We start from the raw sequence: 17,520 nt of genomic DNA on the forward strand, positions 1-17,520 counted from the left end.
AAATAATTAATAAGTCACTGTAACAACAACACTATCAGAGTAGCTACCGGGTCTACTTGCAATGGTAGTACCTTGCGGAATTTTTCCATAAACTGTAGTGGTTTGAGCATTACCTGTTCCAGTGCCAGATACTCCTCCCGTTCCCCCAACGCTATTCACTCCACCTGTAGCATCCCACACCGAACTATAAGCAGCATCTTTGTATAACTGATAGGGAATAAACTCATTATTACTATTGGCCATACGCCTGAACCCTCCGCTTATACGGTTATTGCCATCCCCTAAATAAATCGAATATGGCGTTCCAGAGTTACATGTCGTATTTACAGCACCTTGAGTCGTGTAGTCACGCTTAGTAATACCAATATCATTAATATTGCCGAAATCGACATTTGAGGTTGAGTTTAATTGGCAAAGCGTCGGTACCACAAAGTTCGCTGTTAACGTTACATTTCCAGAACTCCAACTAATGACATCCCCTAAACATAACGCCGCTAGAATATCCATATCCCAAAACAGTTGAACCGTAGTTGTATAGGTTCCTTGAGGATATGCAATGAGCGACCCTGTTCGCGCTGGTACTTTCACATTTACCGAGTAACTAAGAATATTATTTGAAGCGACGGTTACCACTGGACCATACCAAACATTGGAAGTTTGGTTAGTGGTAGAGGAACCGGCTCCACCTACAGTTGCAGTGACTGTATACGGTAACGATACGCTATTATTCGCACTGGTTGTTCCTGTAAATACTGTCTTCATACACATAAATGGAGAGATCTGAATTATTCCTCCATTCGTGCAAGTAATTGTTCCCGAAAAGTTTACAGTTGCATCACTATTAATATTTGCTGCTGTGTAAATAAACGTATTATTTGTCGTTCCAGCTACCGTACAGGCAGCATGCGTTGGACTGAAAAATGCATAAACGAGATAAAATAAGCAAATACCTATAAAGTATTTTAAATATAAGAAAATTTTTTTATAGCTCTCTATTTGAGCCTTATTCATAATATTTAATGACATATATAAGGTCCCAATTTCTTAGTTGAGTACTGATTACTGTTATAAGTGAAGTTAACTTGGCATGAACCATGATCGAGAAGATCTACTTCAAGTTTGTTTTGTTGTAATAGGTTGGGAACAAATACTTCACCGTCATAGCCCACTACAGCATCTTGTTGCCCATTAATTCGAACGCTATAACCCGGTAATAATGGTGAGTTGTTTTTATCAACCACTCTCACCAAACCTGAAATAACCTGATGAGCACCAAAGTCGACTAAAGTCCCTTGGCGATAGCCTACTACTGTTTTTTGATCTGTAGATTTAACATTCCAATTTAAAGGCAGATATGATGGATCTAAATAAATATGGTTCTCTCTATACGGCATAAGGCTTGGTATAAGAAACCTTCCAGACTTGTCCGTTGTTCCTAGATTTATCCCACCATTTAAAATTTGGCTTTGCGGTCCAGCATTGGTGACAACAGCATAACCATCTCCAATTTCATTCGCCGCAAATATACGGCCTGCTGCTGCAACTAAAGATCCTGTCGCTGAAAGTGCAACTTGGTCATTATCTCCAATTCTGTTATAGCGACCTGTCAGGTACGCAGCTCGTGCTCGATAAGAGCCATAGACCGATGCATTGTTAGCATGTGCATCTTGATCCCGTTCAACATAACCACCCCATCCAAATGAACCAACTTGCGGTTCCGATAAAACAAATACTTCTTGCCGATAAGTCAATCTGCCACTATCACTAGATAAGCTAGAAATTGCATTGACTCTGGTAGATGGTGTATAGCGAAGTGCAAAGTAAATGCCATAGTCCTTATGGTTTTCATAGTCTTTATAAGCTGAACTATAAAAGCCCCAGTTCTTGTTCAAACTTCCACTTAAGTTGGCAGACAGTAACTTATACGAGTTATCACTGTATTTGATCTGGTTATAACCGACATAAATGCTATAGCCCGGATAGAAGTTATAATTAATCCCTGCCCTAATAATCTCGTCTGCCAGCGCGCTGTAGTTCAAATAATTTTGTGGCTCAGAAGTAATCTGGTTATCTTTTAAATATCGAATTTGAGACACCCGTGCCAAGTCAAAATAGTTATCAAATACTTTGCGGTAGCTGGTGTTAAATGAAATGTTCTTGCTAATTCGCCCTTCTAAACCAACCAGAGCCGAATAGCCATTTTCATCTTTATACTGACTTGCAGCAATATCGGCATTAATCACCCCAACACCAAACAGGTTCTTGGCAAAGCCCGTTCCCAAGTTGGAAAGACCATCTGTGGAAGCTTCTGCACCACCACTTAAAGTCAGTGAGTTGCTATAACCATAACGAATTGCACCAGAGGCAAAGGTGGCATCATCATAATCGTTTGAGTACAGTCCGTAGTTATAACGCGGAACCCCAACATCGACTGAAAACTCATTTATACCTTTTGCCAGAATCTTCGATGAAAAGTAGTAAGGTTTTTTAGTAATGGTTTGCTGACCTGTTGCATCGGTGGTGACCAGTGTGACTTCATTTCCTGAAATAAACGGGAGCTGCTTAACATCAAATGGACCTGAAGGAACAAGGCCTGAATAAATCTTTTGCTGGTTAACGTATAAGTCCAGTGTAGAAGGCAGCGCCGCTGAACCGGAAAACTGTGGTAATGCCGAGGTGACAATATCACCACGTTGGGTATAGGCACTCGACCACTGCAAACCAGCAAGACGCACACTACTGCCCCAGTCAGAACTATTAGAAATAAAATCCCCTAGGGTATATATCCTGACTTTTTCAGGATCTACATATTGCCACTTGCTCTCTAAGCGCACCCACTTCTCATGGCTATAACTATTTTCATTACTACCGTTGTATAAAACGCCTGATGAAAAATTACCAAGCGCGCTGTTAAAAATCCCTTCTGCCGAACCTGAGAAAATACTCTCATCATTAGTAATGGTGTGATACATGCTGTAATTCAGAATTGCAGCATTTAAAGGTTTCATTTTTAGTAAGTTGGTGTTTGTAGTCGGTTGACCAGTTAAGTCAACAGAATAGTCACTCAGCATACTCGCAGGAACCTGTAAGTTTAGAGACTGCTCATTTTCCAGATACTTAAACTGGATTCCTTTCAGTTCATTAATACATACCCATTGGGTGTCAGGGATATGTTCATCCATTTTCAGTCTTAAGGCTTTTAGGTCACTAGAACGAATATATAGTTTTCCATCTTTAGATTGTTTTACAGAAAATAAGTCTTCAGAGGTATTTGAATTAATAGAAATATTTAAAAATAGCTGAGTAAAAGTATGTTCTTGCTCTTGTCCATCCGTCTTTTCGTGCATATATTTATTATCGTTACTTATAGACTTAGGAACACTGGGAACCGCAGTGTTTGTATGATCTAAAAGTTGTTCAGCAAATAAATGTGCTGGAAAATATGCGACACATAAGACACCTATAATATATTTCATATAAGCCTCTTAAAGTGTGGTTTTTTTACCATTAACTGTTAGAGAAATACTGTATTTGTGATTTGGCTGATATGTAAAATTATTAATTGAGTAATTTTTTGATTTTCCGGAAAGAATATAACCATTTACGGTATTTACTTTAATCGGATAACTTTTATTCTCTGTGTTATCTACAAGAATTAAGTCATTTAAAAGTGCATGTCTGTTACCAATATTACTAATATTCAAGGAAGTATCATTTTGCTTCGCATCAATTTTCCAGTTCAGTTGGGTAATCGCATCTTTATTTACTACAAATACAGGTAATGATGAGCGAAGTAATACATTTACACCTTGAGATGCTTTACGACTATCGATAGGTTTTGGTAATTCATCAAGAATAATACGATAAGTTTTTTCACCAGAAATTGGTTCTGGCTTAATACGGACTACACGCAAATTATAAGAATCATTCGGTTTTAATTTTAAGAAAGGTGGACTAATTGCAATATCATCTGTTGGAATTAATTGATCTTGTCCAGCATTCTGAGTCCATTCAAATATACGTATTTGTAAGTCAGCACTTTCGTTCGACTGATTATATAAACTAATTGAGGACGCAGATTGATCACTCAATATTTCAACATTCACAGGAGAAAGACGTATTGAGGCAGCATTTAACACACTAGGCAAAAATAACAATAAAATTGTAGCAACAAAGATATTTTTTTTCATAACTTGCCCAGAATTACTTTTCTCAAATTAAGCTAGAGCTAGCTCTTACAAAAGAGCTAGCGACAACAATGAACAGAACTTATTTAAAAAATTAATAAGTCACAGTCACAGTTACTGTGTCAACATAGCTACCAGCGCTTGGCAAAGCTGAACCAGCAGGAAGACGGCCATACACGTTCACTGTTTGTACTGCACCACTACCAGTTCCACTATAAGCTGTTGTAGCAATTCCAATCGCGGTACCGCGGCCTGTATCTGAATACAAGTTATAAGGGATATATTCGTTACTTGTTGCCCCACCGATCATTCGTCGTTGAGTGGATAAAACATTTTGACCACCATCAAATGACAAAGTCCATGGCACAGTGTTGTTACAAAGGACTTTAATTGCTGTACCGCCTGTCGTTGTGGTATCTGCATCAACATTACTAGTCAGAGAACTTAAAGTACCAAAGTCCAAAACCGCATTTGTTGTGGTACCTGTTGCAGAGGTATTAAGGACACAACTATTTGTTACTGTCGCCTTAACAGTTAATGTCCCCGTTGCTGTAGCGGCATTTGCTGCATTAACAGAAATTAATGCTATAGCAAGTGCTGATAAATAAAAAAAAGTCTTTTTCATGGTCAAAACCTTTTGAATGAAATTGTCGAATTAATAGATATAAAAAAATTAACTCTTATCCTTACAATCATTTTTATTTGACTGCTCTTTTAAAGCTTATTTTTTATTCCTATTTTTAAATATCATACATAAAAATAATTAAAATGCATGAGTTTGTTATTATTTTAATTTCCAACTAACAAAATACTGTTAATAAAACTTAATTTCCAATTATAAAAAAAGACATAACAAAATTACAAATAATTGATTTATATTAATTTAAAAGAGATTCAACAATATTTACCTGTAAAAATTTAACCAAATATTTCAATCTATATTTTTATTGAACTTGGTCACACAAATCAATTTTTTAACCAAATAATTCACTTAAAATTAAAGTATTTTATTTTTTAATATATTTAAATAATACATTTAATATTAATTAAAAAACTTTATAGTTTAAAAATACAAAATAATGGTCAAAATAAAGGCCTCATACGAGACCTTTATTAAGTATTGTTAAATAATTAAACGCTTAACATACTATTTAAAGTTTCAGAAACGTTTTTAGATTTCACTTTAGGCTGTAATGCCTGCAAAGCTTGTTGCACTTGCGTACGTTGAGGCTCTGCAAGCGTATACCAGCGTGACAATACCTGTAATAAACGTGAACCTAAAATTGGATTTTTCTCGTCAAGATATTGCGCAAGATTAATAAAGTGCGCTACACCAAAGCCCCAAGTATTTTCAGGGTTATTTGACAAGCCACCACTTACAGCACGAATACGGTTTGGCGTCGTTAGGTCATAATCAGGATGTTGAATTAAATACTCGATTGTTTCTGCTGTCGCATTTGGATTGGCTGCCTGAATCATAAACCATTGGTCTAAAGACAATGCTTCATCTTTAAAGCGGTTATAGAAATCAGCAAGGGCTTCTTGTGCTTGAGGCGCATTTTGCCAAACTAATACACGTAGCGCACCTAAACGTTCAGACATATTGCCTGTGCTTTGATATTGCTCGTAAGCCAATTCAAATGCACTTTGGTCGCCCTGACGTGCCATCATCATAAGCATAATGTTCTTTAATGCACGTACACCCATCGCTAAAGAAAATTCTTTTTGCAAGTCTGGGTCCAGGGTAAGGTAAGTCTCTTTCCAGAATGAACCCAAATCTTGTGCTAAACGATTCAGCAAGGCTTCACGTTTTACATGAATATCGGCTGGTGCATAGTTTTGATCAATACGACTACCCAAATAACCTTCAGTTGGTACATCAAATAAACGAGATGCTAAAAGTGGATCACGACCAACTAAATCAGGCAATGTACTTTGAATAGCTTGAATATAAATATCCGCAGAGTGATCTTCTAACAAAATACGTTCAAGCAAGGTTTGTGTTGCTTGCCATTGGTTAAAACCATTTGTTTCATGCTGAATCAAGAATGCTAATTCTTCATCACTGTAATCGAATATCAGATTTACAGGTGCAGAGAAGTTACGTAATAGCGACGCAACTGGTTGCTCAGTCACTCCTGTAAACTCAATAGTAGCTTCATCTTGGTCAAACAAATACACGCCATCTTTAACACCATTTACAAATAGGCTGTCGCTATGAAGTGTATATTGCTCACCTGTTTTAGCATTAAATAGCGCCAACGCTACAGGAATCGGAACAGCTTTTAAGTTTGGATATTTCGGATGCACTTTTAGGCTTTGTTTAAAGCTTAAACGATAAGTTTGTGCTGCTGCATCATATTCACCTTTCGCTTCAAGCTTTGGTGTACCTGGTTGGTTATACCAAGTTAAGAATGCAGATAAATCGACACCTGAACCTGCTGACAATGCTGCAACCCAATCTTCTACAGTTACGGCTTGTCCATCATGACGGCGGAAATATTCATCCGTTCCCTGACGGAATTTTTCTTTACCCAGTAATGTCGACATCATGCGGTTAATTTCCGCACCTTTTTCATAAACAGTCGCTGTATAGAAGTTATTAATTTCTACAAAGTGGTCTGGGCGTGGTGGATGCGACAAAGGACCTGCATCTTCCGGGAATTGATGCGATTTAAGTACAGCGACATCGTCAATACGTTGAACCGCAGCAGATTGCAGATCTTCCGAGAAAGACTGATCACGGAATACGGTTAAACCTTCTTTTAAGCACAACTGGAACCAGTCACGGCAAGTAATACGGTTCCCTGTCCAGTTATGGAAATATTCATGGGCAATCACAGACTGTACACGCATAATCGCTGCGTCAGTTGTATATTCTTCATCGGCAAGTACACATGAGGTATTAAAGATATTTAAACCTTTATTTTCCATTGCACCCATGTTGAACTGGCTCACCGCCACAATCATATAGTTGTCGAGATCATAAGCACGGCCGTAGTGTTCTTCATCCCAACGCATAGAATGCTTTAATGCTTCCATCGCGATATGGCATTTTGGAATATCTTTCTCAATCGCATAGATTTCTAAAGCGACATCACGCCCTTCTGAAGTCGTATAGCGATCTTTCAATACAGCCAAATCACCAATCACACAAGCAAACAAATAGCTTGGCTTTTTAGTCGGGTCTTGCCAGATCGCAAAGTGACGGTTTTCACCAACTTCACCGGTTTCAAGCAAGTTACCATTCGCAAGTAATACCGGATATTTTTTGTCTGCTTCTACACGTGTAGTAAAAACTGAAAGTACGTCTGGACGGTCTGGATAGAACGTAATTTTACGGAAACCTTCAGGCTCATTTTGCGTTACAAACAAGTCACCAGCTTTATATAAACCTTCAAGCTGAGTGTTGGTTTCAGGGTGAATAATAACTTGAGTTTGTAAAATGACTTCATCTGGTGCATCAGTGATCACCAGTTGTTCACTATCGAGTGAATATTGTGCAGGAGTAAGATCTTGTCCATTGAGCTGAATAGATTGCAACTCAAGATCACGGCCCAATAGCACCAAGTCTCCAGCAGTTTGACGCTTCATGACCAATGTTGAATCAACAATTGTTTTATCGTCATAGACTTGAATATCAAGATTAATTGATTCAACCAAGAACGCAGGTTTTTGATAATCTTTTAAATAAACTGTTTGATCTGCCTGAACTGGAGGCTGCGCCGCAATATTCATCTTTATTCCTTATATACTTTTCGGAAACCGTAGTACGAATTTTATGAATTTGATCATACACATTCATACATACTATGTTTGTTTACCTTTATAAAATTAATGGGACTTCATTTATACATTTCAAATTAGAATCGTCTTTTATTAGCACAGATTAGACCAAAATTACGATAATCGCTGCTTATATAATCAATCTATACAATAAAAATAAAACTCCTTTCGCTTTTAACATTTTTGAGGAGCTGCTTACATTTTGGGCATGGTTCTTGCCTTATCCAATATACCAGTATAAGTATTTCAATCAGAACAAAAGGAACTCACTATGGAATTAAAAACTTATTTACATCGATTAGAAAATATTAAAGCGATTCATGATCTAGATGCAGCAGGACTCGACCATCATGTGATTGCCGTGTTCTTGTCTGCCGAAGGTATTTCAATGACTGCTCAGGAGGTAACTACTATCGTTAATACTTATGACGCCTTAGGTAAAGTGAAATTACCAAGTAAAAAAGTGCAGGCACTTATCAATGCCAAAAAACTTGGACAAAATGATGAGACCTTGCCGTGCCCTGTTTAATCTTAACTTTTAACCGCTTATGAAAACCTAAAGTCAAAGCAAAGACTTTAGGTTTTCTATTTTTGCACCAAACAAAAAGACAATCTCAGCTATCGGCAATGCGGCTGTGTATAATAGGTCAGTCGTGATTGATTTAAACGCTCGGAGCAAAATGGCCTTACAAATTCTACAAAAACAGCTAGATGAAAGTAGCCATTGTCCTCTCTGCCAAGCGTCGATGTATTGGGTAGATGCCGAACAATTTGAGCAAGATGTTCAATTTCATGAATGTAGCCATTGCCAACATCGTGTATTTAAAGACACAAAAATGACGTGCCACTGTGACCAATGCACAAAACAAAGAAAGAAACTTTTACAGCAAACCCGCCTACAAGAACAACGCCAGTTTAAGTCAAAAGACCAGCCACAACGCAGTTTGGAACAACTGAGTTTTTTACATAAACTTTTTTTACTAAGCCTACTTGATGACTACGCACGAGACGATGTTGCTCATGACGAATACATTCACTGGGACCAGATAAAATATCAGCCGATTACTCCCAACTGGATGTTCCAAAGCCATCTGATTAAACAGCTTCATAAAGATGGGATTTTAAATGCACAAGATCAAACCGATGAACCACAGTGCTTTTATTTAAATATTCGTCTAGATGGTTATAGCGACCCAAGTTTATTTAGTGTAGCTCAGCAACTACGCCACTGGTTCTATGAAAACCTAAGTCTTGGTATTCCATTTCGTAGTGCCGATGAAGTGAAAGATGTGCTGTTTCAGGTGCTCTACCAAGAAATTATTCAGTTCACTCAGTTCTACTGCCGAACTTGGGGTATCCAAATTGCAGGAAGCTCTAATTTTCAAACTTTTTGCTACCGTTTAATGGACTCATTGGCAATTGGACAAATTTATTATTTAATTCAGACTGCACTTGAATACCTTTATAAACAAAAGGCACTACAGCCACGAAATGAAAAGTTTATTAACACCAATCTATTAAAGAAAACTTTAGAGCAATATCGGGAACGGGCTTTGGCTGAAAAGTGGGAAACTTCAATGTTGCCACGCCCTTACAATATTCCTTACAGTAAAATGAGCCACATATTGTTTAACCGCTTTTTAGGTTATGACGAACAGATTTTTGTACAACCTGTATGGAAAGCATGGCGAAAAATTGAACCTCGGTTAAACTTTTATTCGGTTAAACGATGTATGTACTGTGGTTCAAATGATCTAAGTGTTGACTATGATGCAGCAGATTATGTGTCGTTGATTTGCCAAAACTGTAAACATCAAGATCACTATTTTACTCGTTAAATTTCTTATCTCTGGCTTAATAAGGATTATCAGATGACTTCGACATCCAACCTCATTGAACAGGTGATTGAAGCTTGGCAAAACATGCAGGCAAAAACGCCTCTTGTGCAATGTATTACCAATAGCGTTGCTGCCAACTATACAGCCAATGTGTTACTCGCTTCCGGTGCTTCACCTGCCATGATTGATAATCCTTATGAAGCAGAAAGTTTTACCAAAATTTCATCGGCTTTAAGCATTAATTTAGGTACACCGACTTTAGAGCAAATGCAAGCCATGCAAATCTCTGCTAAGACTGCACAGCTTAATGAAGTACCGTGGGTACTCGATCCGGTGGGCTACGGACCAATTTTAGCTTGGCGCAGTCAAATGACAGACGAGCTTTTGCAGTTCAAACCAAACGTTATACGTGGTAATGCCTCAGAAATTAGCACGCTTGCAGGCAATCAGGTTCAATCAAAAGGTGTAGACAGCACTTTAAGCAGTGACCAAGCTTATCAACAAGCTTTTTCACTGTTAACACATGCAAGCTGTATCGCTATTTCAGGTGAATCAGATTACATTTTATCTAACGAAATAGATGCTGTGATTCAAGTAAATGGTGGAAGCCCGTTACAACCCAAAATTACCGCAACTGGCTGCGCTTTGGGTGCATTAATTGCAGCCTATAGCGCTGTGACGACACCAACTATTGCAGCTCTTTCAGCTCATATTCATTTTGCAATTGCAGGTAAACTTGCTGCAAATCAAGCACAAACGATGGGTAGTTTTAGTAGCATATTTATGGATTATATCCATATGCTAGATGACAATCTGATTGAGCAATATGCAGATATCAAACTTTTAAATAAACAGGCATAACCTAAGTTATGCCTGAATGACACTAGACTCACTTTAAAAGTAAGTAGATATCTGTCACAAGGTCACATTCATTCACATCATGCACAAAGTTATGATAGTGAAAGAAAACCGGATAATCCCCTGCCTCTTCTGGTTGCTCAGGTAACCAGTTTCTAAAGATGTAATAGACGCTATCTTTAATCTGGTCATGGCTACCCAAATGTCTTACGGTTGCATAACGCCCCACAGGAATTTCACCTGTCTGTACACCGTAAGTATTTTCAGGTACAGCCTTTTCAATTGAACCGGCAATATCAAATCGAAACTCATCAGATGGAGTCTGTTCAGGGTCAGCAAAAGGAATACCATAAGTTCTAGACTTGGTCACTGGTGACAAACCTGTTTCTTTGCGCCAAGCAATAAAACGTGCAGCCGTTTCAAAGACTTTATCAGGGCTTCCTAAATGCGATAAATACGCAATCTTTTCAGCAGGTCGCTCAACAATATTTACATTCATTTTTAACTCACTTTTCGGAATCGTAAAAACAAACTTCTGATGCCAAGATTCCCAGTCCGGTTTATCTCTAAAAGCTCGAGGAGTTTGATCAAATGAACGCTTAAATGCACGAGTAAATGCCTCTGGACTATCAAACCCTGCTTGTAATGCAATCTCAATAATCTTAAGATCAGGTTCAAAAGCCAATTGAAATGAGGCCCGCTTTAAACGAGAAAGTTGAATAAACTTCATCACATTTAAACCAATATGAATGGCAAAAATGCGATGAAAATGGAACTTAGATAAAGCTGCGATCTGGCTCAATCGATCAACATCTAGGTCTTCATCTAGATGTCTTTGAATATAATCGCAAACCAGTTGCAGCTTTTGTGTATATACAGCCATACATTCATGTCTGTTCATTCGATAGCACTACTTTTACATAGTGCTCATCGCTATTCTTGATCGAAATTGCGTTTTTTAGAATTATACAACTTGCTTAAAATAATCGTCTCTTGGCATGTCGATAAGCTCAACACACAATTGAATTTCTTTATTAAACTCTTGTGGTAGATATTTTTTGTTGCTGAGCGCCGCTAATAACTGCTCACCCACAAGCTGTTTTTGTTCAGCAGTTCTTCCCGACAAAATATAGGCTTTTACATGGATATAGGCTTGATCAATCCCTAAGCCAATCAGAAAAACTTCATCTTTACGTGCACGGCTTTTGATGTCTTCTGGACTAAACAACTCTGTTTCAATCAATGTGGTATTAATTTCTTCAAGTAATTGTTTTGCATTTAGTCCAGTTAAGTTATCTGAATAATCAACTACAACGTGCGGCATAGCCACCTCAATTTATATAATAAGTCATTAAGCCCATTGAACTTTATTCAATAAATAATAAAGCTAATCGAACTTGATCATATCCCATTCGAGGGCTAGTTGCTTCAACAATTGGTCTTAGTTTGATCGAACCATCATCAGAAAAATGATCTGGATTTTGACGCTTTTTCAACTTCTTATAAATTTTACGGACTTCTTCGACCACTTCTTCACCTGGGTGAGCAACCGAAATATCTAGTTTTTGCTCTTTATGCAGTCGAGCCAAGTGATTAATAATAGTTGCTGGTGTTAGACCACGTTCATGCGCGATATCTTCAATTTCGTAACCTTCTTCAAACAAGACACGTGTCTCGTCTAACGTTGCCGTAGCATAATTTTGCTTACCACCTTTTGCGAGTTTCTTCTCATTACGAGAAATCTCGGTTTCATTTAAGGTGCCGCCACAGTGACGGATAAAGGCTTTGTGCTGGGCAGTTAAATCGACATCAGCAAAATTATCTTCGGCTTCAGCCGATAATTCCTGAAAACGGCGATCAGCTTTTACAGCAAGACTATCTAGCTCTAAGGCCTGCTCATTAAATCCTAATAATTTTAATCCTGTTAAAGATTTCAAACGTGAGAGCGCAACATAACCTTGCCCTTTTTCAAAGGTATGCATCAGGTTAATTTCAGCAGCTTCCAAAGTCATACCTTGGCTTTTATGAATGGTAATCGCCCATGCCAAACGAAGTGGAACTTGCTGGAAACTTGCAATGACTTTTCCTGCTTCATTTTCAATTGACCATGTTTCAGGCGCTACCAACAAAGTTGTACCATCGGTTAATTTTACCTTTGGTAGTAACCCGTTTTCGTCATCTTCCTCAAAGCCGATCACTTCACCTAGACTTCCGTTGATATAACCCATATCAAAGTTGTTTTTTACAAACATGACTTTGGCATGCTTTTTCAAAGTAAGTTCTTCTGGTGCACGAACTGATGATTTTAAAGTTTCTAATAGTTTTTCATTACCATCTAAAACTGCATTGAATTGATGTCCTTCATTATCAATTTCATTTAAGTGTTGATAATTGATATTGTCGACATCCATATTGTGCGTATAAAGACGAGTAAATGTCTCACCAATGTCATGTGTACGTGATTGATGTAAAGCTTGCAAATGTTCAGCTTGAATACTTTGCGCACGGATGGCATTTAAAATCTGATTTAAAATTTCATCGTCTTGACGGTGCTGTTCTGTTAAATAGCATACGCGGAATTTAGCTTCGACCCATGCATCTGACATAAAACAGAACTTATCGCGATTAGCTTCACCATTACGGCCTACAGGTGGCAACTGAAAAAAGTCTCCAGCCACAATCACTTGAATGCCGCCAAAAGCTTCATCACTTTCTTTAAAATATTTTAAAACCTGATTGACCAGATTAAGCTGCTTCGCATGGAGCATCGAGATTTCATCAATGACGAGAACTTGCGCATTTTCAAGGTGTTCCTTGAGATATTTACGCTCTTTCATACGTTTTAGATCGTCGTCAGTTAACTGATCTTTAATGCCGATGCCCGCCCACGTATGAATGGTCATACCGTTCATATGCGTTGCAGCAATACCTGTCGATGCTGTAATCGCTACAGGCACTTTACGTGCTTTTAGATATTGGATGTACTGATTGAGTGTATAGGTTTTCCCTGCACCAGCCGAACCGGTTAAAAAAACATTTTCACCTGCTTTGAGCAGTTTAAGTGCAGTTTCCTGTTTCATAATCTCATATGTACATTTTCAACAGCCCATAGCTTAACGATTTTCCCGAAAAATTTAAATGAATGAACCAAACTTTCTATAAAAACAATATAAATCAACTACTAACATCAAGTTTGTATTTGGTAGGTTTTTGGTAGGTAGGAAAATAATCTACACATCACAATACTAAGCCCATGGTGAGGCTCACCTGTAATAACAAACAATGGATTTATGGAAAAAGGAATCACTCCATGGCTTTTAAAAATATTGCAGATCAAACAAACGGTTTTTATATTCCTTGCGTATCACTCTTTGGTCCAGGATGTGCCAAAGAAATTGGTACAAAAGCACAAAATCTCGGCGCAAAAAAAGCATTAATTGTGACCGATGAAGGGCTATTTAAATTTGGCGTTGCAGATCTTATTGCAAGCTATTTAACCGAAGCAGGCGTAGCGAGCCATATTTTCCCGGGCGCGGAACCTAACCCAACCGATATTAATGTTCACAATGGCGTGAAAGCCTATAACGACAATGGGTGTGACTTTATTGTTTCGCTAGGCGGTGGTTCATCTCATGACTGTGCGAAAGGAATTGGTTTGGTCACTGCAGGTGGTGGTCATATTCGTGACTACGAAGGCATCGATAAAAGTAAAGTACCAATGACACCATTAATTGCAGTGAATACAACGGCAGGTACTGCATCTGAAATGACTCGCTTTTGTATTATTACCAATACAGACACTCACGTAAAAATGGCAATTGTTGACTGGCGTTGTACCCCACTTATTGCTATAGATGACCCGAAACTCATGATTGCAAAACCAGCGGGTTTAACAGCAGCAACTGGTATGGATGCGTTAACCCATGCGGTTGAAGCATATGTGTCTACGGCGGCAAACCCAATTACCGATGCGTGTGCTGAAAAAGCAATCACCATGATTAGTCAATGGTTACAGCCTGCTGTCGCAAATGGTGAAAACATTGAAGCACGTGATGCAATGAGTTATGCACAGTATTTGGCAGGTATGGCATTTAACAATGCATCTTTAGGTTATGTCCATGCAATGGCTCACCAGTTAGGCGGGTTCTATAACCTACCTCACGGTGTATGTAACGCAATCTTGCTACCACATGTTTGTGAATTTAACTTAATTGCTTGTCCAGATCGTTATGCAAAAATCGCAGAGTTAATGGGTGTAAATACGCAAGGTCTCACCGTAACAGAAGCTGCGTATGCTGCAATTGATGCCATCCGTAAACTGTCTTCTTCAATTGGTATCCCATCTGGCTTAACAGAATTGGGCGTAAAAACCGAAGACCTCGCGGTTATGGCCGATAACGCTCAAAAAGATGCATGTATGCTGACCAACCCTCGTAAAGCAAACCATGCACAAGTTGTGGAGATTTTCAAAGCCGCTCTTTAATACTGATGTAACGGTATGTTCCTGTAGTAAGTCAAATCCCTCCGACCGTTGACTTACTTTTTGGGAATACTTAGCTCCAGCGGTATTCCCTTTTTTTAAAACCTATATTCCAACCTTCTCTAAACCTGATTGACAATTTGCCCATTTCATTGAAGGATACTCAACATGACTTAATGACAATAGCTCGATAAAAATGAATACATCTACAGCTAAACACAATTATGCCCCAGATATTTTAGGTGCCGGCTACGAACAGCTAACACTCAACTTTCCAGATGATTATGAAGGTAAAGTTATAGCCACCTTAGTTCGTAAAAAGGCCACTCAGCCAACTCAAAAGGCCGTACTTTATATTCATGGTTTTTTAGATTATTTCTTTCAAACTGAAATGGCCGAGCAATTCAATGCGCATGGCTATGACTTCTATGCACTCGATTTAAGAAAATATGGACGCTCAAAGCTGCCTCATCAAATTTTCTATAATGTGCTTGATTTAAATGAATATGATGCCGAAATTACTCAAGCATTAGAGATCATTGGCCAAGAAAAACATACACAAGTATTACTTGCAGGTCATTCGACTGGCGGTTTGACAGCAACGCTTTATGCTACTCATCATCCAGATCATCCACTTATTAAAGCACTATGGGCCAATAGTCCGTTTTACGACTTCAATTTAAGTTTAGTTGAAAAGAAATTTGGTATTCCAATGCTCAGTCGAGTAGGAAAATATCTGCCTAAAGTTAAATTTCCAAGCAAACTTAACAAATGGTACACCACCAGCCTTCACAAACAACTTAAGGGTGAATGGGACTTCAACCTGGATTGGAAACCGACCTCTGCCCCTACAGTTCAACTTAGCTTTCTACATGCGATTCATACAGCACAAAAAGAAATTCACCACGGCGTTAAGCTAAACGTCCCTGCACTGATTATGCATTCGCACCAAACTAAAAACCCACGTAAATGGGGACCAGATGCAACCCAAAGTGACGTTATTTTAGATGTTAAAGACATTGCGAAATTCGGTAAAAAAATAAAGGGCGATGTTTCGGTTGTCTCTATTCACAATGGCTTACACGATTTAGTCCTTTCGGCCCAGCCAGTGCGGAATCAAGTCTATCAACAACTATTCCAGTGGCTGGATCAAAAAATCACCTAACTTAGCTTAGGTGAGTCAATATATTTCACAAGCAATTGATGCGCAGGATGTTCACTCGGTAATAATTCCATAAGACGTTCTACCGCATCGATTGCTTCGGGAAAATGAGCTAAATGCTTAAGTAATAAATCCGTTTCTTGGGTTTTAAAAATTGCATCGCTCAAGCGTGACTCAAGGCAGTCGCGCCATGCACACAGAAACGGACTTTCGGTTTTTGCCAGAAAAACACCGGTATAAAGCTGTAAAGCAGAAGCCGCATATCCTGCATCGAGTGCTTGTTCAGCTTGTAAGAAATCGGCTTCAACATGAACAAGTAGCCGATATGGGCGTGAACCAAGCAAACCGCCTAAAATATCTCGTAGTTGAGACATTTCAGCCTTAAGCGTACCCATGCTGACTTTGCGCTCACCATAGAGTGCCTGATAAAGATGTTCTAAAGTTAAGCCGTGTGGACATAGTGCCAATATGGTTAAAATTTCAATTTGCCGTGGTGTTAATAATAAACTTTTACCATTAAATTTAACTTGTGGCGTCGAAAATGCCCGAATATGTAATTGTTGGCGTTGTTGCTCTAGCAAAGCAGATTGAATAATGGATGCACAACGTTCGGCAGCCAATATTCCTAAACTATTATGATTCTTCCATGTAGTTGATAAATCAACCACACCTAGTGTTTGTTTTGAATATGGATCGATAATTGGTGCGGCATAACATACCCAATCATGAATCGACTCCATGTAATGTTCATTTGAAAAAACACAGCTTGATTGTTGAGTTTTTAAAGATAAAGCTAAGGCATTTGTACCGACAAATTCTTCACGCCACTGCCCGCCTTGTACAAAATGCACGCGTTCAGCAGCACTTTGCATTTGGGCACTGGGTGCAGTCCAAATAATGGTACTGCCTATATCACCGACAGCAATCACCATTGAAGATTGCTCTGCAATATGACGTAAGTCGTCACCACACTGACTTAAAGCCATATCTAAAGCATTTTGTGAAGCAGATTTTTTTTCGACTAATGGAGCCGCAAAGCGTTCTTTAGGAATCGCAGCAGAAGCTGATCGCTCCCATGAGCTTGCAATACTTTGGCCGAGTTTGGCAGCGTTTTGAGGAGAGAGACTATTTTGCGTGCGCAGTTGATCAATCAACATCCGTTGCTGCAATAAATCCTTTTTTGTGAACATTTGTAAATTCCTTATATAT

Annotated in this window: 14 protein-coding genes; 5 read left to right on the top strand and 9 right to left on the bottom strand. The window is 38.6% G+C overall.

The features are described from left to right. Nucleotides 1-6 precede the first annotated feature (6 nt). From MKL35_RS11105 to pepN, 5 genes are all read right to left on the bottom strand, one after another. The gene (locus MKL35_RS11105) at nt 7-1,026 is read right to left on the bottom strand and encodes a Csu type fimbrial protein (RefSeq protein WP_032011809.1); all 1,020 of its coding nucleotides are present in this window, start codon (nt 1,024-1,026) and stop codon (nt 7-9) included. Beyond that, complete coding sequence (locus MKL35_RS11110) at nt 1,017-3,476, bottom strand: fimbria/pilus outer membrane usher protein (RefSeq protein ID WP_106479789.1); 2,460 nt, start codon at nt 3,474-3,476, stop codon at nt 1,017-1,019. Before MKL35_RS11110 ends, MKL35_RS11105 begins: the two co-directional genes overlap by 10 nt. A gap of 9 nt (nt 3,477-3,485) precedes the next feature. Further along, entirely contained in the window at nt 3,486-4,190 is a 705-nt protein-coding gene (locus tag MKL35_RS11115; RefSeq protein WP_032010777.1) for a fimbrial biogenesis chaperone, read from the bottom strand. Nucleotides 4,191-4,281: 91 nt separating this feature from the next. After that, nucleotides 4,282-4,812, bottom strand: coding sequence for a Csu type fimbrial protein (locus MKL35_RS11120; RefSeq protein ID WP_004700976.1), 531 nt, complete (start codon nt 4,810-4,812; stop codon nt 4,282-4,284). A gap of 506 nt (nt 4,813-5,318) precedes the next feature. Continuing rightward, nucleotides 5,319-7,925 (bottom strand): aminopeptidase N, encoded by a 2,607-nt coding sequence (gene pepN / locus MKL35_RS11125; RefSeq protein ID WP_106479512.1) that lies wholly within the window; start codon nt 7,923-7,925, stop codon nt 5,319-5,321. A gap of 319 nt (nt 7,926-8,244) precedes the next feature. Here pepN and MKL35_RS11130 point away from each other — a divergent pair, with 319 nt between their 5' ends. From MKL35_RS11130 to thiM, 3 genes are all read left to right on the top strand, one after another. Beyond that, the gene (locus MKL35_RS11130; RefSeq protein WP_002049016.1) at nt 8,245-8,502 is read left to right on the top strand and encodes a hypothetical protein; all 258 of its coding nucleotides are present in this window, start codon (nt 8,245-8,247) and stop codon (nt 8,500-8,502) included. Nucleotides 8,503-8,653: 151 nt separating this feature from the next. Further along, nucleotides 8,654-9,811 (top strand): hypothetical protein, encoded by a 1,158-nt coding sequence (locus MKL35_RS11135; protein WP_031952753.1) that lies wholly within the window; start codon nt 8,654-8,656, stop codon nt 9,809-9,811. A gap of 33 nt (nt 9,812-9,844) precedes the next feature. Beyond that, nucleotides 9,845-10,672 carry a hydroxyethylthiazole kinase gene (thiM, locus tag MKL35_RS11140; protein WP_032010772.1) on the top strand — a complete coding sequence of 276 codons (828 nt, stop codon included), beginning with the start codon at nt 9,845-9,847 and terminating at the stop codon, nt 10,670-10,672. Between the two features lie 28 nt (nt 10,673-10,700). On the opposite strand, the gene MKL35_RS11145 is transcribed toward thiM, so the two are convergent. From MKL35_RS11145 to MKL35_RS11155, 3 genes are all read right to left on the bottom strand, one after another. Beyond that, the gene (locus tag MKL35_RS11145; protein WP_032010771.1) at nt 10,701-11,552 is read right to left on the bottom strand and encodes an AraC family transcriptional regulator; all 852 of its coding nucleotides are present in this window, start codon (nt 11,550-11,552) and stop codon (nt 10,701-10,703) included. 81 nt (nt 11,553-11,633) lie between these two features. Further along, nucleotides 11,634-11,993 (bottom strand): 5-carboxymethyl-2-hydroxymuconate Delta-isomerase, encoded by a 360-nt coding sequence (locus MKL35_RS11150; protein ID WP_032010768.1) that lies wholly within the window; start codon nt 11,991-11,993, stop codon nt 11,634-11,636. Between the two features lie 43 nt (nt 11,994-12,036). Then, on the bottom strand, nt 12,037-13,749 hold the full coding sequence (locus MKL35_RS11155; protein WP_032010766.1) for an AAA family ATPase: 1,713 nt from the start codon (nt 13,747-13,749) through the stop codon (nt 12,037-12,039). A 230-nt stretch (nt 13,750-13,979) separates the two neighbouring features. Between MKL35_RS11155 and mdh the strand changes: the two genes are divergently transcribed. Together mdh and MKL35_RS11165 are read left to right on the top strand one after the other, a co-directional pair. Then, on the top strand, nt 13,980-15,152 hold the full coding sequence (gene mdh / locus MKL35_RS11160) for an iron-dependent methanol dehydrogenase (RefSeq protein ID WP_002049024.1): 1,173 nt from the start codon (nt 13,980-13,982) through the stop codon (nt 15,150-15,152). A gap of 193 nt (nt 15,153-15,345) precedes the next feature. Next, nucleotides 15,346-16,314: an alpha/beta hydrolase gene (locus MKL35_RS11165; RefSeq protein ID WP_002049001.1), complete on the top strand. Its 969-nt coding sequence runs from the start codon at nt 15,346-15,348 to the stop codon at nt 16,312-16,314. Here MKL35_RS11165 and MKL35_RS11170 read toward each other — a convergent pair. After that, nucleotides 16,311-17,501 (bottom strand): helix-turn-helix domain-containing protein, encoded by a 1,191-nt coding sequence (locus tag MKL35_RS11170; RefSeq protein WP_016804419.1) that lies wholly within the window; start codon nt 17,499-17,501, stop codon nt 16,311-16,313. The two genes, MKL35_RS11165 and MKL35_RS11170, sit on opposite strands and share 4 nt — an antisense overlap. Nucleotides 17,502-17,520: the final 19 nt, after the last annotated feature.

It is taken from the genome of Acinetobacter sp. AOR41_HL, from assembly GCF_027854645.1.
Lineage (GTDB): Bacteria > Pseudomonadota > Gammaproteobacteria > Pseudomonadales > Moraxellaceae > Acinetobacter > Acinetobacter nosocomialis.